The organism is Bradyrhizobium genosp. SA-4 str. CB756 (assembly GCF_000473125.1).
GTDB classification, from domain to species: Bacteria; Pseudomonadota; Alphaproteobacteria; order Rhizobiales; family Xanthobacteraceae; genus Bradyrhizobium; species Bradyrhizobium arachidis.
The window spans coordinates 1,834,016-1,860,031 of the sequence record NZ_KI421499.1 but is presented as its reverse complement, the minus strand read 5'-3'; the positions used below and the strand labels follow the sequence as shown (position 1 = coordinate 1,860,031).

Below are 26,016 nucleotides of genomic sequence, written 5' to 3'. Positions count from 1 at the left end.
TTCACGAAGCCCAACACCTCCCGAGCGCCAAACGCTCGCGTTTTGCGCTCGGGCTTTGCGTGCATTTCTACTCGAACGCGTCCACGCTCTCGCATTTGCTTGACAGCGACCTTCTTACTCAAGCTCGAAGACCGAACGCAGGGCAGCAGATCAATGAGCTAGTTCTCTTGTCACAACGACTTTGGTGCCAGGACGCTCGGCTCCACGGCAAAACGCAGGAGACTAACCCTGATTGATTAGGCCCTCTTCCGGAAGCTACTGGGTGTACATCCGAGTTCTCTGCGCATCCATCGCGAAAGGTGCGATTGGTGAGCAAAACCAACCTCCAATGCAACCTCGCTCGGCCGTAGATTGTGGTGCAAGAGGAGAAAACGCGCCCGCTCGACCCTCCGTCGCAACACGTAGCGATGTACGGTAAGGCCGGTCGCCGCTTTGAACCAGGCCCGCAGATGAGAGCTACTGACCCCTGCTTCGCGACTCAGAACCTCAAGTGTGAGAGGGTGATCCAGATGCCCGTCAATGTAGGTCGTAACTCTCTTGAGTTGCAGAGCAGAAAGACGACCAGCCTGCGCAGGCTCAAGAGTGGTCATCCCCATCAATTGAATTGCGAGGGCAGTACCGATGCTGTCCGCGTATAAGATTTCACCAGGGCTATCGGATAGCAGTTCGGTCTCAACTGCTTGAGCCAAGTGCACTATTCTCTCGTTGCGCAACATATGGCGCATTTCGAACTTGAAGGCACCTCCACGATGTCCTGTCTCAGCAGCGGCGCGGTCCAGGACAGCGGGCGAAAGAAGGACCTCCAGGGATTCATACGGCGTCTCCGCGTCAAACCCTCCAGTGGCCCCCGAGGGAATAAGATCAATGTGACCAATTCCACGCAGAGCAGCGTAGCCAGTCTCCCGACAAAAGGTCCGAGTCGATGGACTTAGATGCACGACGATTCGGTGGGCGTCGATGGGATGCAATACGCTGACGCCCGACTGACGGCGCGAAGCTGCCAGGCCCGCCGCCATCGGCCAGCCTGCAGACTCGATCTTTTGGAGCATTGGCAATTGTCCAATCCTGGCTGAACGTGCTCAATATTTGGCGGATCGTGCTCGAATTTCAACGGCGTCAAATCCAGAAACGGTTCTGTTTCGTCGAAAACAGATGAGGTCCAAGATGAGCACTTATGTCGTCGTGGGAGCCGGTCCAGTCGGACAGGAGACGGCTCGCCTCCTGGCTGAGCAAGGACACGATGTGGTTATGACCAGCAGGAATGCCGGTTCGATCGACGCAGGAAAAGTGCGCACAATTTCAGCCGACGCCCGCGATGCCGCCCGGCTGACGGCAATCAGCAAAGGCGCGGAAATGATCTTCATGTGCGCCATGCCGGCTTATCACAGGTGGCCCACTGACTTCTTTCCGATTATGGACAGCACCGTCAAAGCTGCCGAGGCGATCGGCGCCAAGATCGTCGTCCTTGGCAATGTTTATGGTTACGGCGCAAACGCGCCGAGCCCACTCACTCCGGGACTCGCGCTAGATCCGACTTCAAGAAAAGGTACGGTGAGATGCATCATGTGGCAGCGCGCTCTGGGATCGAGTGTTCCCGCTCTCGAGGTCCGAGCCAGCGATTATCTGGGTCAAGGGGCGGTCACCTACTTCTCGTTGCTCGCACTACCCGCACTGCTCAAACGCGAGCCCGTATCCTTTCTGGGCGACTTGGACGCAGTTCACGCCTGGTCGTTCACCAAGGACGTGGCAAGGACGCTCGTGGCGGCCGCCCGTCATAGCGGCGATTGGGATCGGTCCTTTCACGTTCCGAGTCAAAACGCTTCGATCCGGCAGCTTGTCGGAAAGTTCGCAGCCGCCCTTGGCATCGATGCGCCCGACATCCGGCAGCTCTCCTCTGCCGATCTAGAGAGCATGGGCTTTCACGAAGCCGTCGAGATGTCGTATCTCTTTGAGAAGCCACTACTTGTGGACGCTACGGAGACCGAGCAACTGCTTGGAGTACGGGCCAGCAGTCTCGAAGACATGATCCAGGCGACCTTGCCCAGTCATCCAGCATGAATCGCATCAACCGATCGACGCCGCAAACCACGATCCGAATTAACCGATCCGTGCTCCAATGATCGAGATCCTGCGTGCTCGAACGTTGCTGCATCTCGCAGTTGTGAACTGCATCTTCGTTCCCAACTCAGATCGGACGAACTATTGACGGACGCAAGGAGTTCGTCGTGAGTCACATCGAACCGCTCAACTTTCGTCGAAAGCTTTCGGCAGGCTCGGTGCGGTCGAGAATGACAGCATCATTCTCGCTGCAGAGATACCCCGCTCTGGCGACCATTCTCAGCTGCCATCCAGGAGATAGGATCATGACACTCGACCGTCGAAACTTCGGCCGCGCCACGCTCGGCGCCGGCGCCCTGCTCCTCACAGGGGTTCCCCAATTCGAGGCGCAGGCGGCAGCAATTGACGCACCCTCACCGCCGACACTCCCCGCCGTCCATCGATTCAATCTTGGAGACCTGAAAATCACGGCGCTGAGCGACGGGTATCTCAATCTCGGCCTCGAACTCTTTCCAGCCGCCGATCCGGCTGCGGCCGAATCGCTCCTGGCAAAGGCATTCTTGCCGAAAGCAATCCCAACCTCGGTCAATGCTTACCTTGTGACCAAAGGCGACCGGCGGGTGCTGATCGACACAGGCTCGGCATCCGCGATGGGCCCAACGCTCGGCCATATACCAAAAGCGCTCGCCGCCGCTGGCGTTAAGCCGAAGGAGATCGATACGGTCATCCTTACCCATCTCCATCCTGATCATGCCAGCGGCTTAGTCGGCGTCGAAGGTAAGGCCGCTTTCCCCGGAGCGGAAATCGTAGTTGCAGCGCCCGAATTCGCCTTCTGGAATGATGAAGGCATCATGTCCAATGCACCCAGCCAGATGAAGCCGTTCTTCGATATGGCGCGAAAATCGCTTGCGCCGTACCGCGGCAGAGTGCGGAAGATTGTCGGAGAGGTCGAGATTGTGCCCGGGATCACTTCGCTACCAGCGCCCGGGCACACACCGGGCCATCTCGCGCTGCGGATCGGCTCTGGCGACGCCAACATGCTGCTCTTAACCGACGTAATTCACGCGTCCGCGTTGCAATTCGCCCATCCGGAATGGGCCATCGCTTTCGATGTGGACCAGGAAGCGGCGGTCGTCACCCGCAAGAGGCTGCTCGATATGGTGTCGACCGATAGCCTGATCGTGGCCGGCATGCACTTGCCCTTCCCCGGCATCGGTCACGTCACGCGAGAAGGTAGCGCCTACGGCTACGTTCAGATGCCATGGCCGGCGCTGTGACGCGCCGATGATAGTCGCGAATAGCGCACACCCCATCTCGACGAATGGCGGGAAGCGCCGCCGCATATGGTGCGGCGGCGCCACTCAGCCGAATCCAATTTGGCGGTCAGGTCACACGCACCACGACTTTCCCAAAGGGACCTTGTTCCAATCGTGCAAGAGCATCAGGGAACGCCGCAAATTCGAACTCTGAATCGATCACCGGGATCAGGCCGTTGGGTCCGATGGCGCGGACCAGGTTCTCAAGGCCCCTGCGATGCCCGACAAATACAGCCTGAACAGTTGCAAACCCATGGATCGCGGGGACCGACGGAAAGCTCGCGTCGAAACTGTCGATGACGCCTATGAGCGAGATGCGACCGCTAGGCGCCAGCGCCCTCACTGAATTGCCCAGATTGGCGCCACCTGCGACTTCTAAGATGTGATCGGCGCCTCGACCTCCGGTGACCTCGACGACCCGCGCCGCCCAATCGGGGTCCTCCGCCCGATTGATCACGTGCTTAGCCCCAAGCGCCCTCGCGCGATCGGCCTTCTCGGTGCTCGTCGTCGTGACGATCACCTCCGCGCCCACGCTCCTTGCCAATTGCAGCGCGAATAGCGAAAACCCGCCCGTCCCTTGGACCACGACGGTCTGTCCCGGCGCAAGTCGGCCAAGCTCGACTAGGCTGGTCCATGCCGTCAAACCCGTACAGGGCAACGTGCTGGCCTGGGCATCAGTCAAGGTAGCCGGTGCCTTCACAAGCCAATCCTCGGGTAGGGAAATGTATTCCGTCAGGGTCCCGGGAAGCGGTCCGCCGAAGCTTGCAATCACCCCTTTGACGCGCGGCGGAGGGCCATCCGTCCAACCGCCGGTGAAGTTGTTGATAACGCGATCGCCAATAGCAAAACGCGCCACCCCTTCGCCGATCGTCTCGACCTCGCCGACCAGATCCGAACAGGGCGTAAAGGGCAACCCATAGCCGGCATAGCCGTTGTTTTCGATCATCAGCCGGTCGCGATAGTTCAGCGAGACTGCCTTCACTCGGATACCGACCTCCCCAACGCCGGCTTGCGGTTTTGGGATGGTCACAAGCTTCAGTGCCTCGCGTCCTGGCCCCGTTACCTGCCACACCTTCATTGCCGCGGCTCCTTGATCTTCGCCACGGAAGGACAATATTGAAGCGTAGCCTTCTCCGCGAACGGCATTTTGTCCGTTTAGTGTAGCCAAAACTTCTACAAGGAATGAAGCCGTTGGTTGATCGGTTGAGTGGGATTTCTGTTTTCGTGCAGGCCGCCGGCGCAGGCAGCTTCGCCAAAGCAGCAGATCAACTCGGCTTGACGCGTTCGGCTGTCGGGAAGGCCATCTCCCGCTTGGAGGAACGCCTCAACACTCGGCTCTTCCACCGTACAACACGCGGCCAAAACCTCACCGATCGCGGACATGAATTCTATGAGCGCTGTTTAGTTATTATCGCGGACCTGAAGGCGGCGGAAGCAATTCTGGACTCGGATGAGAAAACGCCCTCAGGGACGCTGCGGGTAAGCGCGCCAGTTCTGCTGGGTAGGCAATGTGTGGCCCAGATACTCGTAGCACTAGCGCGGCGTCATCCTGGGCTGGATCTGGATTTGCGCTTTTCGGACCACCTCATCGATCTCGTCGACGAGCGCGTAGATCTAGCCGTCCGGATCGGTCCCCTTCCTGACCGCGCCGGCCTGATCAGTCGCACTCTCGGCACCTTTGACATGGTTGTCTGCGCTGCTCCCGAATATCTTTCGGCCCATGGGCGCCCGGAAAATCCTGACGAGCTCTCGCAGCATGATTGCCTACCGTTCTCGCGTCGCGGCGGACGGATCGAGCCGTGGCGCTTCGAGACCAGCGAGGGCGGCACGACCGAACTGATCGTGGCAGCACGTATTCGCCTCGATGATCTGGACGCGATCGCCGACGCAGCGGCCGCAGGTGCCGGAATAGCCTGCCTCCCGAGCTGGCTGGTCAGCAACCATGTGAAGGACGGGAGATTGGCGCCGATCCTTACGACGTATCGAGCGGTCGGTAACGACGTCTTCGCGGTGCGGCCGCAGACCCCTCATGTTCTCTCAAAGGTGCGGGCCGCAATCGAGGAATTGGCGGATCTCATGCCGGACCGGCTGCGCGGTCCGTATGATGCAGCGATCTAGCGTAAGTGGCGCCGTGCCCGTCGCGTGATGCATTCGGGCGCTAGTTCTGTGAGAGCCCAAAGCAAGTTCCGCTCGCGCTGCTTCCGGTGGTAAGCGGCCGACTGACGCAAATGCCGAGCATCTTGCGGTTTACCTTGCTTCACAGTTTCCGTTCAGAGACCTGCTTCAGAGAGGCATTCCAGACGTCATGCACCTTGTGCATCGCGTCGGGATCGGACTTGCGCACGTCGATGGCGCCAGATCCCTTGACCGCTTCTTCATTGATCACGTGGCACTTGCCGTTGGCTTCGGTCAGGAACCAGGTGTGATACGTGTTGATACCAGGAGCACCGCAGAACCAACCGAGGCGGCTGTTGACGAACTTCGCAAAACTGACCCAGATTCACGATCACGACCACATCCTCGGCGAAGAGGACGACGCGCATGCGCGAGCCCATGCGGCCGACATCCGCAAGCGCTTCGCCGGGCGCAACGCGACTATGCCCCAGATCATCCTGTTCGGTCTGACCGGCGGCCTGATCCCGTGCCCGGCGGCCATCACCGTGCTCCTGCTCTGCATCCAGTTGAAGCAGTTCAGCCTCGGCTTCCTACTGGTGCTGTGCTTCGGCATCGGTCTCGCGATCACCATGGTCTCAGCCGGTGTTGCCGCCGCCCTCAGCCTCCGCCACGTCGAGCGGCACTGGAGCGGCTTCAGCCGGTTCGCCCATCGCGCCCTACGTCTCCGCCGCCCTGATCGTGCTCGTCGGCCTCTACACGGGCTGGTCCGGGTGGCAAGAACTGATGATCTGATCGGCCCCGCGTCCATCCGTCGCCACGTAGGCGGTTGCTGGAACCGGTCGCCTGACATATCCCCTCCCTGGGGATAGGATATGGTATCATGAGCAAGCAGCACGTTCACGAAAGCCACCCGGATATCGTCAAGCGCCTGAAGCGCGCCGATGGCCATCTGCAGAGGGTCATCGCGATGTTCGCCGAGGGGCGCCCTTGCCTCGATCTGGCGCAGCAACTTCATGCGGTCGAGAAGGCGATCTCCGAGGCGAAGAAGACCCTCATCCACGACCACGTCGACAACTGCCTGGACGGCGCCGCCAACGGCGGACCCGGCAAGTCGGCGCGGAACGTGCTCGCCGAATTCAAGGCGATCTCGCGGTATCTCTAGGAGCTCACGATGACACCGGCGCGCATGGTAGTCCTGAGTGCGTTCTTCGCTGCTGGCACCGCCCTCGCTGGCGGGCACGCTGCCGCGCAGAAGCCGGCGGTCATCGCTATGGATGATGGCCAGATCAAGCTCGCCGGCATTGATTTGACGCAAGCTGGTGCGGCCTCGATCGCGCGGCGGGTGTCGGTGCCCGGTACGATCGTGCCAGACTCCGGCCGGGTCGCGCATGTCTCGGTGAAGCTCGCCGGCTCGGTCGCCGAGCTTCGAAAGAACATCGGTGATGACGTCGCCAAGGACGAGATCCTAGCCGTGCTCGAAAGCCGCGAGGTCGCTGACGCCAAAAGCGAGTATCTCGCCGCGAAGCTCAACAACGAGCTGCAGCAGGACCTCACCGCTCGGGACAAGTCGCTTTGGGAGGGCCGCGCCGTTCCGGAGCAGCAGTACATCAAGTCACGGAACGCGGCGGCCCAGACCGAGATGCGCTTCGGCATCGCGCGCCAGAAGCTCATGGCGCTCGGCGTCACGAACGAGGAGATAGCGGGCCTGCCCCAAGCTCCCGACGGCACGCTGCGGAGCCAGAACGTACGGGCTCCCATCTCCGGACGCATCGCCGAACGGAAGGTCGAACTCGGGACCGCCGTCGGCCGCGACAACCTCGAAACGGAGCTCTTCGTCATTGTCGATCTGAGCCGCGTCTGGGTCGAGCTTTCGGTATCTTCTGGCGACCTGTCCTTCGTCAAAGAAGGGCAATCCGTGGACGTCACGCTCCGCGGCCCCGGAGAAACCGGCACAGGCAAGATCGTGTTCATCAGCCCTCTCCTGGACAAGGACACGCGTTCCGCTCGCGTCGTAGCTTCGCTGGACAACCCGGACGGCCGCTGGCGCCCCGGCTCTTTCGTGACGGCCGCCATCGCCGTCGAGAAGCGCGATGCGCCGGTCACAGTGCCTTTCGCGGCGATCCAGACCGTCGATGGCCGCAAGGCTGTGTTCGTCCGGACGAAGGATGGGTTCGAGGCGCGCGACGTGAAGCTGGGCCGGCGCGACGGCCCGACGGTCGAGATCCTCGCAGGACTCGCCGCGGGCGAAACGATCGCTATCTCGAACACTTTTTCCCTGAAGGCCGAAGTCGCCAAGCCCGGCGATGAGGACTGACCGATGATCGAGCAGATCGTCGCCTTCTCCGTTCGACGCCGGTGGCTGGTGCTGCTGGTGACCGTTGCCGCCGCCGCGACCGGATTCTGGTCGCTCCGAAACCTGCCCATTGACGCCGTCCCCGACGTGACGAACGTCCAGGTGCAGGTCAACGCGGTCGCGCCGGCGCTGACTCCCACCGAAATCGAGAAGCAGGTCACGGTCACTCTGGAGACCGCGCTCGCGGGTATCCCAGGGCTGGAATCGACCCGCTCGTTTTCGCGTAATGGCTTCGCGCAAATCACTGCCGTGTTCGCCGACCGGACCAACATCTACTTCGCGCGGCAACTGGTCTCCGAACGGCTGAGCGACGCCAAGACGAGCCTGCCACCGGGCGTCGACGTCCGAATGGGGCCGGTCTCGACCGGTCTCGGCGAGATCTACTGGTGGGCTGTCGAGTACGAAAAGCCGGGCGCCTCGGCGCCCTTGCGCGACGGTCAGCCCGGCTGGCAGAGCGACGGAACGTACATCACGCCAGAAGGCGAACGCCTGGCCGACGATTTCCAGCGCACCGTATACCTACGGACCGTGCAGGACTGGATCGTCCGCCCCCAGATGAAGACCGTTGCGGGTGTCGCTGGCGCAGACGCGATCGGCGGCTTCGTCAAGCAGTTCCAGGTGCAGCCGGACCCGGCGAAGCTCGTTGGCTACGGCCTGTCCTTCAAGCAGGTGATCGAAGCGATCGAGGCCAACAACGCCAGCCGCGGCGCCAACTACATCGAGCAGAACGGCGAGGGTTACGTGGTTCGCGCCGCCGGCCGCGTCGAGAACCTGGCCGACATCGAGAATATCGTCGTCGCGACCCGTGGCGCCGTGCCGGTCCGCGTCAAGGACATCGCCGAGGTCGTCATCGGCAAGGAGCTCCGGACCGGCAGTGCCAGCGTCGACGGGCGCGAGGTGGTGCTCGGCACGGCGCTGATGCTGATCGGCGGCAACAGCCGGACGGTGGCGGCGGCCGCCGATGCCAAGATCAAGGAGATCAGCAAGACGCTACCGCCGGGAATCTACGCACACACGGTCCTCAATCGCACCCAGCTCGTCGACGCGACGATCCACACGGTCGCCAAGAACCTCGCGGAAGGCGCGCTGCTGGTCATCGTGGTGCTGTTCGTCCTGCTCGGAAACTTCAGGGCAGCGTTAGTCACCGCCCTCGTCATCCCGATCACGATGTTGGTCACGGCGAGCGGGATGCTGCAGGGAAAGATCAGCGCCAACCTCATGAGCCTCGGCGCCCTCGACTTCGGCCTGATCGTCGATGGCGCCGTTATCATAGCGGAGAACAGCTTGCGTCACCTGGCCGAGCGCCAGCGCGAACTCGGCCGTGTGCTGTCGCAGCAGGAACGTCTGGACACCGTGACCGCGTCGACCGCCGAGATGATCCGACCTTCCGTATTCGGCCAAGTCATCATCATCCTCGTCTATACGCCGCTCCTCGCTTTCACCGGCGTCGAGGGCAAGACGTTCGAGCCGATGGCGCTCACGGTGATGATCGCCCTCGCTGTCGCATTCGTCCTTTCTCTGACTTTCGTTCCCGCGGCGGTCGCCATAACGATCCGCGGCCGGGTCACCGAAGACGAGAACATACTCGTCCGGACGCTCAAGCGGTGGTACGCGCCCATCCTCCGGACTTCCATTGCCCGGCCTCTTCCCGTCATCGCGGCCGCCGCCCCGCTCTTTTTGGGGGCCACTCTGCTGTTTAGCCGTTTAGGGCAGGAGTTCACGCCGACCCTCGACGAGAAGAACATCGTCATGGAGGTGAAGCGGGTGCCATCGACGGCGCTCGCGCAGTCGCAGCGGATGCAGCTTCTCATCGAAAAGCAGATCAGCACGCTCGACGAGGTCTCGTTCGTGTTCTCCCGCACCGGCACTCCCGACTTGGCTGCCGACCCGATGCCGCCGTCCTCGTCCGACACTTACATCATAGTCAAGCCTCAGGAGGAATGGCCAGACCCCTCGGCAACCAAAGAGGACCTGATCAAGAAGATCGAGGCCGTGACCGCCAAGCTCCCCGGCAACAAGGTCGGCTTCTCGCAGCCGATTGAAATGCGTTTCAACGAACTCATCGCGGGCGTCCGGGAGGATCTGGCGGTGAAGGTGTTCGGCGATGACTTCGGGCAGATGCAAAAAACCGCCGGCCAGATCGCCGACGTCATCCGAAAGATCGAGGGGGCCGAGAGCGTGAAGACCGAAGAGACCTCAGGCCTGCCCTTCCTCGAGATCAAAATCGACAAAGGCGAGATCGCGCGGCGCGGCCTTAGCCTTGTCGCGGTGCAGGACCTCATCGCCACCGCAATCGGAGGCACCGACGCCGGTCTGGTGTTCGAAGGCGATCGCCGGTTCAAGATCGTGGTCCGGCTCCCGGACGCGCTGCGGGACGATATCCCCGCGCTAGAGGAACTACCGGTGCCCCTCCCCCACGGGAATCCGAACACTCCCGCCGCGACGATCCCCCTGCGGACCATCGCCTCTTTCGAGCAGACCACTGGCTACAACCAAATCAGCCGGGAGAACGGCAAGCGCCGCGTAGTGGCCACGGCCGAAGTCCGGGGGCGCGACATCGGCTCGCTGGTCGCGGAGGCGCAAACAAAGGTGTCAGAGCAGGTGAAGCTTCCGTCCGGCAGCTATCTTGCCTGGGGTGGCCAGTTCGAGAACTTCGCGGTCGCGCGCCAGCGTCTGGCCCTCGTCGTGCCGGGAGTGTTCGCGCTGATCTTCATGCTTCTCTTCGGCGCGCTCGGCTCGGTCCGCGATGCCGCGCTTGTCTTCAGTGCAGTGCCGCTGGCGCTGACGGGCGGGATCGCGGCGCTCTGGCTCCGTGGCATGCCGTTCTCGATCTCCGCCGCGGTCGGTTTCATCGCACTGTCCGGAGTCGCGGTCCTGAACGGCCTGGTCATGCTGACCCAGATTCGCTCGTCGATCGCCGGGGGCCACGATCCCCGCCACGCCATTGCCGAGGGCGCGTTGACACGCTTCCGCCCCGTCGCGATGACCGCCCTGGTGGCCTCGCTCGGCTTCGCCCCGATGGCGCTGGCGACCGGGACCGGCGCGGAGGTCCAGAAACCGCTTGCCACAGTCGTCATCGGTGGGCTGTTCACCGCGACGCTGCTGACGCTCGTCGTATTGCCGGCGCTGTACGCCCGATTTGCCATGCCGGCCTTCCGGGTTAGTCTCCGAGATGCCGTCCCGCCCTTCGTCCGTGACCGCGCAGCGGAATAGCCGCACAGTGCTCTCCGTCGTCGGTGGCCTAACTGCCATCTGTTCTGGCGCAGGTGATCGAGCACTTTGTTCAGCCGGGGCTCCCATTTCGGCAAAGCGGCGGAGCGGACATGTCTGGAGGCCGCTGACGGGCCAAAAAGGGACATCGCGGGCCAGGCGAGGACCGGGTTCAGGTTTCGAGAACTTCGTTGGACGGTCTCCCAGCGAACAATGCGAGCATCGGTCGGGAGATCGGTCCCACAGCATTCAATGAGGGTTGGCCGATCAATTCAGCCGACACTCACCATTGGAAAATTCCGGCGCGCCGGTTGGCGTTATAGGCCAGCTCGCCCTTCCCAGTAAGTGGGCGTCCCATAATACCGGTGGGTTCGTGTTTCCCAATCTCGATCCTGCCAAGAGTCATCGCTGAACTCTGGCGCGTCTCTGAGCTGTTGCTCTGTGATATTGGTTCGGAAGCCTTGGAGCGACGTATCATACGTCAGAGCGCCCCAGGGAATGGGGTAGTGGCTGTGACCCAAGCCAACAAATCCGCCGAAGCTCATGACGGCATAAGCTACGCGGCCTGACACCTTGTCGATGATGAGGTGATCAATCTCACCGATATTCTTTCCATCTGCTCCATACACTTCGGTTCCCTGAATGTCTTCGCTCGAGATGCAGTGATGATCCGGGTGGGCTGTTGCGCGGGCCATGACTTTGTCTCCCTCACAGGTGGATTTGGCGGCTTAACTCGGCAGCTACGGGGACGTTCCTGCGTTAAGCGCCCATGGAGGTCCGCTTAGCCTGAGCTGAACACCACGAGAGCCATTCCCATGTCTTTTGTCTGAGGGAAACCGGAACACGCTCAACTGATGAGCTGACTGCTGCTTGTGGCCCTTCAGCGACCTGGAGACGTCCGTTTTCCCGCCGCTATTAGGTGTTGAGCGGACATGCAGGCGGCCTGCCGCTGAGAGCGCGTTTAGGGAACGTCCTACGGGACCTCCTACGTGCGCAATCGAAGCGTTGCGACAGGCCGGTAAAGGTCAAACGGCAGCACACATGGAGACAACACCTGCGTTATTCTGCTCGGTGAGCTTCTAGCAGTCCGTCGGCTTTTTCTGAGATGGTGCCGGCTGGGCCGCACCGGCCGTCGCCTTCTTTGGTTGCTCGGTAGGCGCCGGACGAGTCTGCTCGACAGTGCCTGCTGTCCTATCCGGTTGCTGCTCGGAGGGTGCAGGCTTGGTCGCTGTTGATTGTTCTGCAGCGGTAGGCTGGTTCTGCATCTGGCGCTGCGCGTCGTCTGAAGACGTCGCCGTATGTTCTGAGGCTTTGCTCATCGAAGACGTCGGCGGATGCTGCGTGGAATCCATTGCTGTAGAGCCAGTGGTTTGTCCGGTATAGCCCGGCACATTCCCTGATCCTGCATCGCGGCTGGCCGTGTCGCAGGGACCGGCATAAACGGAACTGGTGCTGAGGGCGAGCACCGCGCTCACGATCATAAGCCTGTTAGTAATCATGACCCTTCTCCTTTGCTGGACCTCGACAATTGAACAAAAGTGTGCGGCCTTCTGTTCCGGTCGTGTGCGGGCGCTCCCAGCGTTGAGGAGGGGTCCGAATTCGCGAGACCTTAAGATCTCAACGAGCGTCAATACAAAGAGCGGAGAGAAACAGTTTCGTATTACCGCTTTGAAGTTCCGAAGCGCGATTTGAGCTGACGCAGGTCGTTCGATGCCTCCGCCAGCAGCCAATCACGAAAGGTCACGATCTTCGGCAAATTTGCAGTCGCCTTTGGGCAAATGACCCAGTAGGTCTTCGACAGTGGCAGTGCCAACGGAAAAGGCCGCACCAAGTGGCCGTGGATAAGGTCCCAAGCTGCCAGCGTGGTGCGAGCCAATGCGATACCCTGCCCGTTGATTGCCGCGTCGATCACCATGCTCGCGCGATTGAGGAGCGGCCCATGTGTCGCCTCGACCCCGTCGAGCCCAGCCTCTTGCAGCCAGTTATTCCAGTCCGCACGGCTATCCATGTGGATCAGCGGAAATCTCAGAATGTCGGCGGGTTTGCTCAGCCGTCGCTTGCCGGACAGCAGCTTCGGGCTGCACACGGCAAACAGGTGTTCTGGGCTCAGCCGGACGGCGTCCAGCCCCGGCCAGTTGCCGTCGCCGTGGCGCACCGCGAGGTCAACCTCCTCGCGCGCGAAGTCGACGTGATGCAGCGTGGCAGAGACGCGCAGGTCGATGCCAGAATGCGCCTCGGCAAAATGGCCGAGCCGGTGCACAAGCCATTTGGCGGCGAAGTCTGGTGAGGTCGAGACGGTGAGCACGCCAGCATTCTGCCGCTGCAACAAACGCTCGGTGCCGATGGCGATGCGGTCGAGCGCGTCGCGCACGATCGCAAGATAATCACGCCCGGCCTCGGTGATGATCAACCGCTGCCGCTCGCGGTTGAACAGCTTAAGCGCAAGCTCCGTCTCCAGCGCCTTCACCTGATGGCTTACCGCGCCTTGAGTCACGCAAAGCTCTTCGGCCGCGCGCGTAAAGCTCTCGTGGCGCGCAGCGGCTTCGAAGGCCTTCAGGGCGTTGAGCGGCGGCAGGCGTGGGCGCATCGCACCGACTTCATGAGAAAACTTAGGGCAGGCACGAGAAACGATGCTTTGCGGGGAAGCATCCCGCAGCACTATTGAACAGCTCCAGCATAGTATTTCAAGCCATATGGAGCCACCCATGTCCATGCTGCTGACCGACCTCTGCTCGATTCCGCCGGTGCAGGCGGCCAACCCAGCCATCCCACTTCATCAATCCAACTCAGGAACGTCGCCGGGCGACTGCCGCCCGGGATGGTGGAATTTACTTGACCGGCCGTTCCAGCGGGTGGCGCTGCGGGAGATTGCCGATGACCCGCACCTGCTTCGCGATCTCGGCCTGACGCGAGAGCAGGCGCTGCGCGAGGCCTCCAAGCCGTTCTGGCGCTGAGACCAAATCAGAAGGAGAAACAGATGTCCGAGCCGATCGTCTACGGCTTTCCACGCAGCACGTTTGTCAACATCGTTCGCCTGATCCTGACTCACAAGGGCGTGGCCTACCAATTCCGCGACCTCGAGCCCGTCATGGGCAAGGCCGATCACCTGGAGCTGCACCCCTTCAACCGCGTCCCGATTCTGAAGCATGACGATCTCACCGTTTATGAAACGAGCGCGATCGCCACCTATCTCGATGAGGCCTTTGGCGGCGTGTCGCTGACGCCGAAAGACCTCAAGGCGCGGGCGCGGATGAACCAGTGGATTAGCGCCGTCAATAACTATTACTACCCCTACATGATCTACCACGTGACACATGAGCGGCTGGTTTTCCCGGAGCTCGGAATTGCCTCCGGCGAGAAAGTGGTCGCGCATGCGCTGCCAAAGGTCGAGACGGCCCTTTCGGTCGCCGAGCGCCAGCTTGCGCATGGCAAGGACTTCCTGCTCGGCGGCGAACTCTCGATTGCGGATTTCTACCTGTTGCCGAGCACGTTTGCCTTCAGCCTCACCGCCGAAGGGGGGTCGATGTACCCGAAATTTCCCCGCTTCTGCCGATGGCGGGAGCGCATGGACAATTTGCCGGCGACGCAAAAGGTACGCGCGTCCGTGCAACGCTTGCCGATCGAACACGCACGCGAATGGGCCACTTCGCACCGGCCGAAATACTGACCATTTCGGCCGGCGCGTGGCGCTAACGACAGAAGCCAGTTCGTCAACCGGAGGCTTCGCCGGCTATGGAGGCCGGCTAGGAAGCTCCGAGTACGGCGGCGCTGGTCCCGCCGTCCTTAGCACGACCAACACGGCGCGGAGGTGAACGCTACGCGACCCTCGGGAGAGGCAGTTCGGCCACCCCCGGCACCACTTCCTTGATGCGAATATTGCGGAATTGCACCTTCGAACCATCATGATGGTTTTGCAGAGCGATATGGCCGCGGAGTGACCGCGCCTTGGGGTCCGTGTAGTCGTTCACAAGCACATCATTTAGGGTCACCTTGATGCGGTTGCCGATGGCTTCGATCATCAACGTGTTCCACTGCCACGGGCCCTTCGCAACATCTGTGCGGGTCGGGGCGCTGATGTTGTAAATTGCGCCAGTGCTCCGTAAGGGATCGTTCTCCTTCTGCGCCTCGGAATTGTACCCGCGAGGATCGATCTGGATTTCGTAGCTCTGGTCGATCGCCGCCATCCAATCGTTCGGATTCGAGCTGTTCAAGTTCGGCACGCGGACGAAAACACCGGAGTTGTCGGTGCGGCTCGCGTTCTGCCATTCGAGCTCGAGCACGAAATCGGAGAAGCTTTCGCGCGTATACCACAGCAGCCCGGATCCGCCGACGGACTCGAGAATGTCGAACACCTGGAGGAAGCTCCCGACGCCCGACATCTGCCAATCGGCCAAACTCCCGGAGTAGAGCGATTTGAACTGCACCGACGGGGCCGGCGTCAGTGCGGCAACGACGGCAGCGCTGGTCTCACGCGCGAGCGTCAGGCCCGTTAAGGACGGGTTGGCAGAGCCGACGGTGGGGAACAAGGCGGGACCGGCAACGTAGGCGTTCGAGATGTGGTGGAAGCGTCCGGTTGGGTCCGTAATCGACATGGCCGGATCATCGCCCATCCACAGCGTGCCCGCTTCATGATGGGTATTGCCCAACTGATCCTTCGTGACGGCAAACGGGTCGGCTGGCGGAGCGCTCTGCCAGCCGCCGTTGTATAAATACTGGACGTCGCCGGCGCTCTTGCTGAGGCGACCAGCCAACTCGACAGCCGCTGCGGCGAGCTTTCTCCATGCGGCGTAGTCGTTCGGCGTGGGCGTGAAATTGACCCAAGCGCGCGCGCTCAGACCATCGTTCTGAAGCGGATCGGCTCCGTTCGTGAGGTTCACGAAGCTGGTCGTGCTGCCCGGTCCGCTGCGCTTGTCCCCGTCCATTTCTCCGAGTCCCCGGAAGACGATTGCCACCCAATCCGGGTCCTCGTTCGAAAGCAGGTTCCGCAAGAGGTCGATGTCGGGCACCATCGTCCACATCGTCGCTTCCGGGTTCTGTCCCTTCTCCGCCGATGCGAGCACCTGAAAATGATAGCGGCGCTTGCTTCCGTCGGGGTTTGTGATCTCGCCACGAACAATCGCCCCGCCCTGTTCGAGCGTCGTGGCCGCGCCGAGTCCGAGGGCGCTGCGCTTGACGCGCACCGTGAGATTGGTGCGCAGATGGGCCATGAAATTGGCACCCATGCTGAACGGGCCGCGGGTGATCGCAAACGACTCGAGGGCCAACCGCGTCGACTCGATGGTGCCCGCCGCCAGGACCACCTGACAGTCGGTACTGAGATTGTTCGGAACGGAAAGTGACCGGAATTGACCATTATAGGTCAGATCGATCCCGCTGACCCTGCCTCCGCTGGTCTGCAGGCGTATGACGTGACACCTGGGAACAAGGAAGAAGCGGCGCCGCGAATTGTCATTCAGGGTCCAGCACTTGGCGATGTCGTCCCGGATGCTTTCGAGCAGCATGGGTCCGCTGCTGAACTTGTCGAACGAAAACAGCCCCGGGCCCGGCGAGTTCGCCTGCACCGCGATCGGAGCTTCTTCGACGAGATCCAAGCTCACGTCAGGCAAAATCACGTTCGTACCTGCAGCAACGGCTCCCAACTGGGCATTGACCGCCGTGTTGAGGGGACCGGACAGGTAATCTGCCTTGTCCTGTACGCCGATCTCACGCTCGACATCCGGGTAGTTCGCGTTCAGAAAATCACGCGCGCCTTTCGGCCACGCACTGAGGTCGGCCGGCATCAGCCGCGGCGACCAACCTCCCCAGAAGAGCGAGCGGCCACCGGGGCAGTAAGCCAGTCCAGTGAACGGCTCGTTGCTGTGCCAAGGAATGCCCCACACGCCGTTGCGCGCGCCTGGATCCTGGTTATTGCGCGTGACCAATGCGCTATCCGGCGCATTCAAGCCGACATGCGGCATGTTCTGCACGTGCGTCGGCGCAAGATAGCCGCCCGCGTCCAGGAGCAGCACCCGTAGGTTCTGGTCGGCGCCGGCGCGATAGATTTTGCTGGCAGCGTACGCGCCGAACATACCGGCGCCGATGACCACGACATCGAATGGCCGGCCGCCATTGTTTACAGCTTCGTCATATGTGCTGCACACGTACCTGCCGAGCAGATCACGCGTGAATTCGGTGTCCTGGATATCGACTGGGGTGGAGGGGTCATTTCGCAGAAAGGTCAGCATCGGAGAGCTCCCTTCGAGGCGTTGTTGCCGCAGCGTAGACGTGCGCACAGGACCGGCGGCCAAGACCTGGGGCGCGTGCGGGGCCAAAAATATGCGAAGCTTGCTTCCCGCTATATGAGCCGGTTCACACGCACAGCGCGAATTAGCTCGCCTCGCCGGGGCCGGACCGGCCTCTCAGAACTCTAGTTGGTCGCGTACCGCGTCGATCCCTGCTTTCGCGCACGCTTCGTCCGCATCGCCGCCAGGGGCGCCGGATACCCCGACCGCAGCGAAGAGAGCCGCCAGCTTCGACGATCAGTCCTCCACCGATGACGACCGCTCCGGGCAGATTGCGAATGCCTGCTTGTATCATGCCCGGCTGGCTGGCCGCATTCAGCTCGTTCGTGCTCGTCTTGAAGGACACGGCGGAGCGATATTGGCCCATCCGCGAAGTTGCGCCTTGCCAGTTGGAAGTCCGCTCGTTGAGCCAGAGTGGACCGGATTTGCTCAACCTGAGTTCTTCGCGCTTTGACCCTAAGAGGTCTTGGGCGACGGTCAGTGGCCTGCTTTGGATTTGCGAGTGGCCCTGTTTAAGTAAATTACTCAAAGAATAATTCTTCTCGCTGCGTATCAAAAGATACAGAACCAATCCCGGGGCTGTATCATTATCCCTTTATCACGGACCGGACCTCGGCCTTTATCCGTGACGAGAACGCCGATTGCGCTCCCGCCTTCCTCTAATGGAAAGGAGCGCGTTATGACGATCATTCGTCGGCGTCGTTTCAAACAAACTAATTCACTTAAAGAACGGCTTCTCGAAGAGGCTCACAAGCTCTTGGACGAGGCTAGGTTGCTGCCACACTGACCGGTGCGCGACGCGGCACTAAGAAGAGCGAGACAAGCAGAGACAGCCGCTCACATGGACGATTGGCTTAACTCGCCCGGCCTACAGCCGCCGAAGAAGGACGATCTCCCGGGGCCGAAGTAAGGCCGCTCAGTTCGTGGCCTGCTTCATCGGCTAAGGCGGTGGACGCCGCGAGGAAACCGCCTATGATCCAGCCATGGACCGCAGGATCCTCGAAGAGCACCTCGCGCTTGCCCGGCGGCACGCCAACATGGGCGCGCAACACATTGCCAGGCAAGAAGGCTTGATCGCCGAACTTGATCGCGATGGACACGACACAGCGGAAGCCCGGAAGATCCTCAATACTCTTCGAGAGACGCAGCGGCTTCACGAACAGGATGTCGAGCGGCTTCTGCTGGAGGTTTCCAAATCTCTGCCGTGAGAGCGAGGCGGCTCTGCGTCGTTCCGGCAAGACTGTCGGCACGCTTTCCCAAAGCAGGCGCCCTGAAAAGTAGCGGGAACTACCGAAGCCGCATCGGCATTTGTGGAGCATGCCCAGATACTTCTTCCACGTCCACAACGTTGCGCCGAACAAAGATGGGGAAGGCGAAGACCTCCCGGACGACGAAGCCGCCTGGCATGAAGCCACGAGATACGCGGGCGCGCTGTTGAACGACATTGATGGCAAGTTCCGGCCCGGCCAAGAATGGAACCTAGAGGTGGCGAACGAAGTCGGGAAACCGCTCTTTTTCATCAGCATCACGTCAAAACAAATGAAGTAAAGACGCCTTTCACGATCCCTAACTGTTCCCGCGCATGTCCTAAGTTATTTTAGGAACGTCTCCCGGCGATTAGCTTTAGCACTCATTCTCGAGTCGCTAACGGGCATCACCATGCTGCGCATCGGTTCGCCGTCCCTTCCGCCCCGTCAAGGGCAATTCGACACGTGCCCGCACTGTGCCGGGCGCCTGACTCGCGTGGAGAGCTTCCTTAACACCCGAGTCGAACAAGCCGGTTCGCATATTCAAGTGTGCCGACTGCCAGAGGCTCACCTGGGACGATTGATGGACGAATCCCTGAGAAGAAAGTTGATCCTGCCTCCAGACTTGGAAAGCACCGAGGAGCTGCGGCAGATGGTTCGAGAGGACATTGAGGAGCAGCGCAAAATCGTCCAAAAGCTCCGCCGCAAATTGAACTAAGGCCGCTGCTCAAGCGGCCTTTTTCGTTCTGGCCAGCAACTGACTTCCGCTGTTGGCCTCTCGGCGACTGCGGTGGCGTCCACTTTTGTGCCGCTGTTGAAGGATGAGCGGACATCTGACACCACCAATATCAAGCGCTCATTTATGAGTACACGCCCTAAGCGATTTGTAGACGACGATGGCCTCTGTCGCCCGGGCGGGACTAACAGACCTCGTACATCCATGCTATCTCCGGCAGAGCTGAGCGGCGCTCTAATTGATCTCACCATATGCCAGATCATCGAACAGGGTCACACTGTCGGCCTTGGTCCACAAGCCGATCATGCCGGCGTCATGAATAGTGCCGTCCTCCACGTCGAATATGGGCTTTCCATCATAGGTCACCTTGAACCGGTTTCCCATGAAGTCGCAACGCAGCGTGTGCCATTGCCCGGACGCCACCGGCGCACTGATGCCATAGCCGCCCTTGCGTCCGACAATGTCGAGCGAGGTTCGGACGCCTTTGATGGTCTTGTAGAGCACCACGTTGTCCTCCATCGCGTTAGCCCGGACGACGTAGTAGTTGTCGGCATCTTTCGCGCGCCAGATGATCCCCGCTGCGCGATCCTCTGAGCCGGCGATAGCCTTGAATTTGACCTCCACGAAGCCGTCACGGACACTCGAACCGTTCTTGATGGCTACCGGGAAGGTCGCCCGCCCGGATTGCTTGAGCACGTTCGGCTTGCTCGGTGCCGTGGCCTCGGCCTCAACGGTCCATTTCGATTGTCCCCGGCCGGTCTTCGTCAAAGTCCATCCTTCCGGCGGCATTCCCGCAGGAGTGCTGTCAAAGTTCAGAGTGTTGGCCACGGCGTTACCTCCCATCGAGAAAATCAGCATGACCGTCCAGGCAAACTTCGCCCGCCCCCAGAATTTGCGTGGAGGGACAGATGGGCAGGTCGATTTGCGTTTCATCACATCCTGTCCTTAAGCGCGCTCTTTACGAACCAAGCCCATCCCGGCGAGTTGATGCAGACCTCCAGCGATGAAGGAGATCATCATGAAAAATTCAGCATCGGCAGCCCTGTTGTCCTCTGCCATACTGGCCTCCGCATTCGGTGGAGGCGCGGCACAAGCGCAGTCCACCCCTGTCCAGCAACCTCAGTCGCCGCAGCAGTCGGAACAGTCGCGCGAGCAGGACCGCAGCCGCGCGGAGGACGTCACGATCGGACGCGACTGGAAGGCCCAGGGCGGCGAGGCAGATCACGCCGGCCAGGCGACGCCGAACGACGACCATCAGACTGTCGGCCGCGACTGGCGCGCTCGTCCGGACGACAAGAATCGGCAATAGGCAATCTGCCAGACCCGAGATGTCGGGCGTGCGGCGGAAGAAGCGATCTCCGCACGTCGCTCCACCACTAGACCATTCCTGAGCGCCACCCGCATGGTCACTCCTCATTTGAGCCCGGTGAGCGCCCAAGCCGGCTGAAGAATCGGATGGGCGACCGGCCGGACCACGGCCGTGATTGCGATCAGCGCTTGATTGCTGAATCCCAGTGGAGTCAGCGTTGACGAGTCGCGCTCTATCCGGCCGACCGGCGCGCCCGGTCCGCCCAAGCCTGGAAAGCCCAGACGCGTCAGCTCACCCATGTTTCCGCGATCAGCTTTCGTCTCTGTCATCATCGCTTCGCCCCATACCCGTGAAATGCGGGCTCCAATATGCCGTCGATCGGACCGCCAGGCCCCGTCGGCTTCAGCTCAAACCGCTTACCGCTTTGTGTCACGCGATAGCAGTCGTCGCCCATGTCCGTGATATAGAGACAAATTTCATCCTTCTGGATGCGCCATTTTCCGACCTGCTTCACACCCATCGAGTAAGTTCGCAGCGTCCCGTCGCCGTCATAAACAAATCGATAGTGGACCTCGTCGGTCAGTTGCTTTCCCGTGAAGGCCGCTCGAATCTGTGCCCCGGTCAACGTCCGAACGCTCTCGGCCGCGACAAAGCCGGCATCGAGGGTGACCAGTCCCCCGATGCCGGTAGCGAGGGCCGCGATGAGACACCTCGCAAGTTGACTTTTCGATTCCGCCAGTCTCACTTTTTGCACGCCTTCCGACAAATCTGGTACTCTGTCTTGCATGCGGGCCCGGCGTAGTTCTTCATGCAGGCGGCTCGCTGGTCGGCGCAGACCTTGCAGGTTTGCGCCTGAGCTCCCTGAGCGCCTGTAAATAGGCCGACCAGCGCGAACACCGCGACGGCAAGGTTTCTCATCCTTCTCATCTCCTTCAGACTTCCTTGGCGTATTGATCGTAGAGCGCGGAGGCGTTTTCCCAGCGGATGGCCTCCATGTAGACGTCGACATAGCGGGCTGCCGCAGCGCCGAAGTCCATGTGATAGGCGTGCTCATACATGTCGAGCACCAGCACCGGGCGGCCACCGGCGAGCGTCGTCGTATGATCGGCAGCCCACTGGTTGACGAGCCGTTTGTTGCGGGGGGAATAGGAGAGGATCACCCAACCCGAACCGCCGCCCTCGGCCTTGCCCATCGCAGCGAACTCCGTGCGCCATCGCTCGATGCTGCCGAGGTCTCGCACGATCGCTTCGGCGAGCGCTCCGCCCGGGCTACTAGCGCCGCCGAGACCGTCGAAGTAGATCTCATGCAGGATCATCGAGTTCGCCGCGATCAGCTCTTCGCGCTTCAGGCCGTTGACGACGAAGTTCGGCGCCTTGGCGAAGTCCAGCTCGGCGAGCTGCGCGCTGATCGCGTTGAGTCGCTTCACCGCACCGCCGTAGTTGTTCTCATAGTGACTGACGAGCACCTTTTCGGAGATGCCGCTGATCGATTTTGGGTCGAACGGCAGCGGCTTGGTTTCGTAGAGCATCAGGCGACTCCTTCGTTCTGCTTGGCTCAACTCTTCGTACTGGCCGTCTTGTCGAGCGCCGCACGCAGGCCCTCGGCGAGCTTCACGGCGTCGTCCTTCGCCCAGAAGTGCATGAAGAACAGCCTTGGCTGCTCGTCGAGCATGTGGCTGTGCAGCGCGGTCACCTCGATGCCGTGTGTCCGCAGCGCCAGGATTACCGGGTTGACCTCGTCGCCGGTCAGCACGAAGTCCCCCGTGATGGCGGCCTTCCCGCCTCCCGTCGGCTGGAAGTTGATAGCGATCGCGACGCCCATCGGGCCCACAGGCGTCAGGGGCATGCCGTCCTGCGTGATCGGGTCCCGCCGCTTGACGTTGAACTGGTAGACGCCGCCGTTCGCCTGGCCTTTTACGCCGATGATCTGTTCGAGCTTCGCCGTGTCGAGATCGACGGCCGACGGGGGGCTCGCCGGCGCCGCGACCGTCAGGGGTGTCTTGCTCTCGGCCAGTGCATCGTGGATCGCCGACGCCAGCTTGGCCGGGTCCCCATGGCCGGCGACGTGCATGTAGAAGGTTGCAGGGCTCGCCCGCAGCAGATGATTGTGCACGGCCGTGATCTCGAGACCGTTCGCGATCATCTTCGCCATCACGGGATTGATCTCAGTCTCCAGCAGAACGAGGTCTCCCATGACCATGGCCCCGCCGTGCGCAGGCTTGAACGCGACCCAGCCGCCCAGGGCCAGCGCCGGTTTGATCGCGACCCCATCCAAGGTCACGGAGAGGTCGCTGCGGGGAAAGCCGTAGCGGCGGACGTCGTCCGAAACCGCCGGCTTGCGGCCAAGCGCCTCGTCTACCTTCTGCCATTCGGCATCTTGAGCATACGCCGGGATAAAGGGCGCGAAGCGAATTGCGAAGAAGCAGACGGCGAGGCCAACCACAGCCAAGATGGTCCTTTTCATAGTGTTGCTCCTCCGGCTCAATTCCGTTCTTTGATCTGACCACTGCTGTCGACGACCAGCTTCACCGGCTTGCCGTCCTTCACCGCATTGGCGGTGATGCCTTCGGCCGTCGATTTGACGTCTTGCACCTGCGAGTAGCCCGCCGCCTGGATCTTGGCGATCAGCTCGTCTTGGGTCAGGGCGTGAGCGGGCGCCCATCCGCTCGCCACCGCGAGCAAGATAGCTGCTCGAAGGATTGCACGTGTACGCATGTTGGCTCTCCTGGTGTTGTCCCTGCCCCAGGTGAAGGCTGTGCGTAGCAGTGTTCCTAGATGACGCCTCCCAATCGAAGCAGGATGCCTGAGACGCAGGAAGCGGCAAGAACGACGAGCATTCCAATGTTGAACCGGAAGATCGCAATCGCCGCGGCTACTGACAAGGCGAGCGCTGGTAGGTCAATGCTAGTCAGCACTGGCGCATCGAAGGACAAGCCGAATCCCTGAACCGGAAAGGTCTGTCGGAACAGCGTGTGGAGCGCGAACCAGATCGACAGGTTGAGGATGACGCCGACCACGGCGGCGGTGATTGCCGAGAGCGCGCCGGCGAGCGCCTTGTTGCCCCGCAGCGCCTCGATGTAGGGCGCCCCGACGAAGATCCAGAGGAAGCAGGGAGCGAAGGTCACCCATGTCGCCAACAATCCGCCGAGCGTTCCCGCCGCCATCGGAGAGAGCCCGGTTGCTTCGCGGAAAGCGGCCATAAAGCCTACGAACTGGACGACCATGATCAGGGGCCCAGGAGTCGTCTCGGCCATGCCAAGGCCGTCGAGCATCTCCCGCGGCGTGACCCAGTGATAATAGTCCGCGGCCTGCTGCGCAACGTAGGCCAGCACCGCGTAAGCCCCGCCGAACGTCACCATCGCCATCTTGCTGAAGAAGATCGCGATCTGGCTGAAGACCTCGTTCGGACCAAACGTGATCAGAAGCGCGAAGACGGGAACGAGCCAGATAGCGAGCCATACGGCCAGGACCCGCAGCGTGCGCGTCGTATTCGGCCGAACGTGGTCCGGAATCCCATCACCCAGCATGCTGTCGATCACGGCGGAGTTCTTGCCGCCATGTTCCAGCGCCGCGAACTCCGGCCGGCCCAGTCGGGCGCCGACGAAGCCGATCAGGGCTGCCGCAACGATGATCAGCGGAAACGGCGCTCCAAAGAAGAAGATCGCGACGAAGGCGATTGCCGCCAGCGCGACCATAATTGGATTGCGAAGTGCACGTTTGCCGACGCGGACCACTGCCTGAATCACGATGGCGAGCACGGCTGCCTTGAGGCCGAAGAACAACGCCTCGACGAAGCCTACATTGCCGTAGGCGGCGTAGATGTAGCTGAGACCCATGATGGCGAAAATGCCGGGCACGATGAACAGTCCGCCCGCGACCAGGCCACCGGTAGTCCGGTGCAGGAGCCAACCTATGTAGGTGGCAAGCTGCTGCGCTTCAGGTCCGGGCAAGAGCATGCAGTAGTTCAAGGCGTGCAGGAAACGGCTCTCCGAAATCCAATTCTTCTCCTCGACCAGAATACGATGCATGACGGCGATCTGTCCGGCTGGCCCGCCGAAGCTCAAAATAGCCACTCGCATCCACACAAGAAGCGCTTCATTGAAGGTAATGCCGTGGGCCGGCGCATCTGCGCCGGCCTTTTGGGTTGCAGCGAGATCAGTCATGCCTTCACCTTGTTGGTGGGCCAGTTGTGCAACTCCTTGGTCGCGTCGCGGCACCATCGGTAGAATGCGTCGTAGAGCCGGAGACCGGCGTTCAACTGCTCGAGGTCATCGTCAAACATGCGCGATAGGCCGAGCGATGCGGCAAGCAGGCCAGGCGCTTCCGGAGACAGATCGAGGCGTCCCGTGTCGGCGGCGCGGACCATCGTCGCCAGCCGCTCCAACGCAGGCGACGACAGGCCGAACTCCTTGACCATGACGTCGAAAGTGCAGAGCTCGCCTCGATGGCTCCAGAATACGTTTTCGATGTCGAACGGCGTGGCCTCGAACCGCTCGGCGACGGCCTCCACCTCGGACGGAGCGACGAACAGGAATACCGCGGTGGGATCGACGAAGCGGCGAACCAACCATGGACACGCGATCCGGTCGATCTTCGGACGCGTTCGCGTGACCCAAACCGTACGACCACGCCCGTCGGGCTTGGGAATCCTGGCTGCCGGCACCGTCGGATGGTTCGCTTCCTTCCAGGCGACTTGACCACCTTCAAGGTTCTCGGCGGCGACGTTGCAGCAACGGAGCCAGGCCGCGGTGCCTTCGCTGAGCTTCTTGCCCTTGTGGCAGACCACGACGACAGACTGGCCCGTCAGGCGGGAAGCCCAATCCTGGACGTCGAGATGCGAGCGCCTTACCGCGCCCGGGATCATGCGTGGGTCGGCCGAAAAGTCCTCGTCGATGCGCACGTCGATGAGCGTCGGCGCGGCGGCCGTGCCTATCAATCGAGACAGTTTATCCGGGGAAATCGTAGTGTACGATGCTGACATGCTGCGCCCTTGGTGATCAGGACGCGATTCTTGGGCATGACGCCTCGCGGGGAGATCGCACATCCCCGAGCCCCGAATAAAAGCTCAGTTGAGCGGGCTGTCAACCCGCGGGGAGGCGAAGGATTCCAGAAATTATCAGAAGAGCGTTACGGAGGTTTCATCCGAAGTAAGGAACTAAGCCGACAGGTAGGCCTCAATGAAGCCTCTGACCGAGCTTCTTGATGATTTCTCGGAGATCTTTCACATACTCTTCGATGATCTTTACGGCTTCCTCCAGACGCGAGGGCTTGGACTCCGGAACTTCCCTATTTCGCTCTGGTCGGTTCGTCTCTTTCATGCCCCACGATTTGACGGCGGCGACAAGGGGTATTGAGCCAGATCAAGGTTCGTACCTGCGATCTTGAAACGTC

At 61.4% G+C, this 26,016-nt stretch carries 27 protein-coding genes and 2 pseudogenes; 13 read left to right on the top strand and 16 right to left on the bottom strand.

Annotation, left to right across the window (positions count from 1 at the left end; all coding sequences use genetic code 11):
- Positions 1–236: 236 nt before the first annotated feature.
- Positions 237–590, bottom strand: a complete 354-nt coding sequence (locus tag BRAGE_RS57875) for a helix-turn-helix transcriptional regulator (protein ID WP_433994938.1) — start codon at positions 588–590, stop codon at positions 237–239.
- A gap of 574 nt (positions 591–1,164) precedes the next feature.
- Between BRAGE_RS57875 and BRAGE_RS0109215 the strand changes: the two genes are divergently transcribed.
- A complete protein-coding gene (locus BRAGE_RS0109215) occupies positions 1,165–2,058 on the top strand; it encodes an NAD-dependent epimerase/dehydratase family protein (RefSeq protein WP_027559912.1) in 894 nt (297 codons plus the stop codon).
- Positions 2,059–2,363: 305 nt separating this feature from the next.
- Positions 2,364–3,335 (top strand): MBL fold metallo-hydrolase, encoded by a 972-nt coding sequence (locus tag BRAGE_RS0109210; RefSeq protein WP_027559913.1) that lies wholly within the window; start codon positions 2,364–2,366, stop codon positions 3,333–3,335.
- Between the two features lie 106 nt (positions 3,336–3,441).
- Here the strand turns inward: BRAGE_RS0109210 and BRAGE_RS0109205 are convergent, their stop codons facing one another.
- The gene (locus BRAGE_RS0109205) at positions 3,442–4,452 is read right to left on the bottom strand and encodes a zinc-dependent alcohol dehydrogenase family protein (protein WP_027559914.1); all 1,011 of its coding nucleotides are present in this window, start codon (positions 4,450–4,452) and stop codon (positions 3,442–3,444) included.
- A gap of 113 nt (positions 4,453–4,565) precedes the next feature.
- On the opposite strand from BRAGE_RS0109205, the gene BRAGE_RS0109200 reads away from it, so the two are divergent.
- Positions 4,566–5,492, top strand: a complete 927-nt coding sequence (locus BRAGE_RS0109200; protein ID WP_027559915.1) for a LysR family transcriptional regulator — start codon at positions 4,566–4,568, stop codon at positions 5,490–5,492.
- Positions 5,493–5,631: 139 nt separating this feature from the next.
- On the opposite strand, the gene BRAGE_RS57555 is transcribed toward BRAGE_RS0109200, so the two are convergent.
- Complete coding sequence (locus BRAGE_RS57555; protein WP_283808057.1) at positions 5,632–5,760, bottom strand: hypothetical protein; 129 nt, start codon at positions 5,758–5,760, stop codon at positions 5,632–5,634.
- Positions 5,761–5,875: 115 nt separating this feature from the next.
- Between BRAGE_RS57555 and BRAGE_RS48085 the strand changes: the two are divergent.
- The 4 genes and pseudogenes from BRAGE_RS48085 to BRAGE_RS0109175 form a co-directional block, all read left to right on the top strand.
- Positions 5,876–6,281: pseudogene (locus BRAGE_RS48085) on the top strand (urease accessory protein UreH domain-containing protein); the annotation flags it as partial.
- 88 nt (positions 6,282–6,369) lie between these two features.
- The gene (locus tag BRAGE_RS0109185; protein ID WP_027559917.1) at positions 6,370–6,651 is read left to right on the top strand and encodes a metal-sensing transcriptional repressor; all 282 of its coding nucleotides are present in this window, start codon (positions 6,370–6,372) and stop codon (positions 6,649–6,651) included.
- A gap of 9 nt (positions 6,652–6,660) precedes the next feature.
- On the top strand, positions 6,661–7,803 hold the full coding sequence (locus tag BRAGE_RS0109180; protein WP_027559918.1) for an efflux RND transporter periplasmic adaptor subunit: 1,143 nt from the start codon (positions 6,661–6,663) through the stop codon (positions 7,801–7,803).
- A 3-nt stretch (positions 7,804–7,806) separates the two neighbouring features.
- Complete coding sequence (locus BRAGE_RS0109175; protein WP_027559919.1) at positions 7,807–11,055, top strand: efflux RND transporter permease subunit; 3,249 nt, start codon at positions 7,807–7,809, stop codon at positions 11,053–11,055.
- A gap of 314 nt (positions 11,056–11,369) precedes the next feature.
- On the opposite strand, the gene BRAGE_RS0109170 is transcribed toward BRAGE_RS0109175, so the two are convergent.
- The 3 genes from BRAGE_RS0109170 to BRAGE_RS0109165 all read right to left on the bottom strand — a co-directional run bounded on the left by BRAGE_RS0109170 (position 11,370) and on the right by BRAGE_RS0109165 (position 13,639).
- On the bottom strand, positions 11,370–11,747 hold the full coding sequence (locus tag BRAGE_RS0109170) for a PRC-barrel domain-containing protein (protein ID WP_027559920.1): 378 nt from the start codon (positions 11,745–11,747) through the stop codon (positions 11,370–11,372).
- Between the two features lie 384 nt (positions 11,748–12,131).
- Positions 12,132–12,551 carry a hypothetical protein gene (locus BRAGE_RS52545; RefSeq protein ID WP_181411737.1) on the bottom strand — a complete coding sequence of 140 codons (420 nt, stop codon included), beginning with the start codon at positions 12,549–12,551 and terminating at the stop codon, positions 12,132–12,134.
- A 161-nt stretch (positions 12,552–12,712) separates the two neighbouring features.
- Entirely contained in the window at positions 12,713–13,639 is a 927-nt protein-coding gene (locus BRAGE_RS0109165; protein ID WP_027559921.1) for a transcriptional regulator GcvA, read from the bottom strand.
- 118 nt (positions 13,640–13,757) lie between these two features.
- Here BRAGE_RS0109165 and BRAGE_RS48080 point away from each other — a divergent pair, with 118 nt between their 5' ends.
- Both BRAGE_RS48080 and BRAGE_RS0109155 read left to right on the top strand, forming a co-directional pair.
- The gene (locus BRAGE_RS48080) at positions 13,758–14,006 is read left to right on the top strand and encodes a DUF1127 domain-containing protein (protein ID WP_035729517.1); all 249 of its coding nucleotides are present in this window, start codon (positions 13,758–13,760) and stop codon (positions 14,004–14,006) included.
- A gap of 23 nt (positions 14,007–14,029) precedes the next feature.
- On the top strand, positions 14,030–14,719 hold the full coding sequence (locus tag BRAGE_RS0109155; protein WP_027559922.1) for a glutathione S-transferase family protein: 690 nt from the start codon (positions 14,030–14,032) through the stop codon (positions 14,717–14,719).
- A gap of 148 nt (positions 14,720–14,867) precedes the next feature.
- On the opposite strand, the gene BRAGE_RS48075 is transcribed toward BRAGE_RS0109155, so the two are convergent.
- Entirely contained in the window at positions 14,868–17,276 is a 2,409-nt protein-coding gene (locus BRAGE_RS48075) for a family 16 glycoside hydrolase (RefSeq protein WP_051377744.1), read from the bottom strand.
- A gap of 174 nt (positions 17,277–17,450) precedes the next feature.
- Positions 17,451–17,682, bottom strand: a pseudogene (locus tag BRAGE_RS56725) (GlcG/HbpS family heme-binding protein); the annotation flags it as partial.
- 634 nt (positions 17,683–18,316) lie between these two features.
- Between BRAGE_RS56725 and BRAGE_RS0109145 the strand changes: the two are divergent.
- From BRAGE_RS0109145 to BRAGE_RS57550, 3 genes are all read left to right on the top strand, one after another.
- Positions 18,317–18,541, top strand: a complete 225-nt coding sequence (locus BRAGE_RS0109145; RefSeq protein ID WP_027559924.1) for a hypothetical protein — start codon at positions 18,317–18,319, stop codon at positions 18,539–18,541.
- 109 nt (positions 18,542–18,650) lie between these two features.
- Entirely contained in the window at positions 18,651–18,881 is a 231-nt protein-coding gene (locus BRAGE_RS0109140) for a DUF6894 family protein (protein ID WP_027559925.1), read from the top strand.
- Positions 18,882–19,163: 282 nt separating this feature from the next.
- Positions 19,164–19,298, top strand: coding sequence for a hypothetical protein (locus BRAGE_RS57550; protein ID WP_283808056.1), 135 nt, complete (start codon positions 19,164–19,166; stop codon positions 19,296–19,298).
- A gap of 252 nt (positions 19,299–19,550) precedes the next feature.
- Here BRAGE_RS57550 and BRAGE_RS0109130 read toward each other — a convergent pair whose 3' ends face one another.
- Positions 19,551–20,249, bottom strand: coding sequence for a family 16 glycoside hydrolase (locus BRAGE_RS0109130; RefSeq protein ID WP_231164075.1), 699 nt, complete (start codon positions 20,247–20,249; stop codon positions 19,551–19,553).
- A gap of 85 nt (positions 20,250–20,334) precedes the next feature.
- Here BRAGE_RS0109130 and BRAGE_RS0109125 point away from each other — a divergent pair, with 85 nt between their 5' ends.
- On the top strand, positions 20,335–20,625 hold the full coding sequence (locus tag BRAGE_RS0109125; RefSeq protein WP_035731043.1) for a hypothetical protein: 291 nt from the start codon (positions 20,335–20,337) through the stop codon (positions 20,623–20,625).
- Positions 20,626–20,729: 104 nt separating this feature from the next.
- Here the strand turns inward: BRAGE_RS0109125 and BRAGE_RS0109120 are convergent, their stop codons facing one another.
- The 7 genes from BRAGE_RS0109120 to BRAGE_RS0109085 all read right to left on the bottom strand — a co-directional run bounded on the left by BRAGE_RS0109120 (position 20,730) and on the right by BRAGE_RS0109085 (position 25,606).
- On the bottom strand, positions 20,730–20,957 hold the full coding sequence (locus BRAGE_RS0109120; RefSeq protein ID WP_027559928.1) for a hypothetical protein: 228 nt from the start codon (positions 20,955–20,957) through the stop codon (positions 20,730–20,732).
- Positions 20,954–21,391, bottom strand: coding sequence for a hypothetical protein (locus tag BRAGE_RS0109115; RefSeq protein ID WP_141263345.1), 438 nt, complete (start codon positions 21,389–21,391; stop codon positions 20,954–20,956). The genes BRAGE_RS0109120 and BRAGE_RS0109115 overlap by 4 nt, the downstream gene beginning before the upstream one ends.
- Positions 21,392–21,557: 166 nt before the next feature.
- On the bottom strand, positions 21,558–22,154 hold the full coding sequence (locus BRAGE_RS0109105) for a superoxide dismutase (RefSeq protein WP_027559930.1): 597 nt from the start codon (positions 22,152–22,154) through the stop codon (positions 21,558–21,560).
- Positions 22,155–22,180: 26 nt separating this feature from the next.
- On the bottom strand, positions 22,181–23,089 hold the full coding sequence (locus tag BRAGE_RS0109100; RefSeq protein ID WP_027559931.1) for a DUF1259 domain-containing protein: 909 nt from the start codon (positions 23,087–23,089) through the stop codon (positions 22,181–22,183).
- 17 nt (positions 23,090–23,106) lie between these two features.
- Positions 23,107–23,340: a PepSY domain-containing protein gene (locus BRAGE_RS0109095; protein WP_027559932.1), complete on the bottom strand. Its 234-nt coding sequence runs from the start codon at positions 23,338–23,340 to the stop codon at positions 23,107–23,109.
- Between the two features lie 56 nt (positions 23,341–23,396).
- Positions 23,397–24,788 (bottom strand): chromate efflux transporter, encoded by a 1,392-nt coding sequence (gene chrA / locus BRAGE_RS0109090; protein WP_027559933.1) that lies wholly within the window; start codon positions 24,786–24,788, stop codon positions 23,397–23,399.
- Positions 24,785–25,606, bottom strand: a complete 822-nt coding sequence (locus tag BRAGE_RS0109085) for a chromate resistance protein ChrB domain-containing protein (RefSeq protein ID WP_027559934.1) — start codon at positions 25,604–25,606, stop codon at positions 24,785–24,787. The genes chrA and BRAGE_RS0109085 overlap by 4 nt, the downstream gene beginning before the upstream one ends.
- Positions 25,607–26,016: the final 410 nt, after the last annotated feature.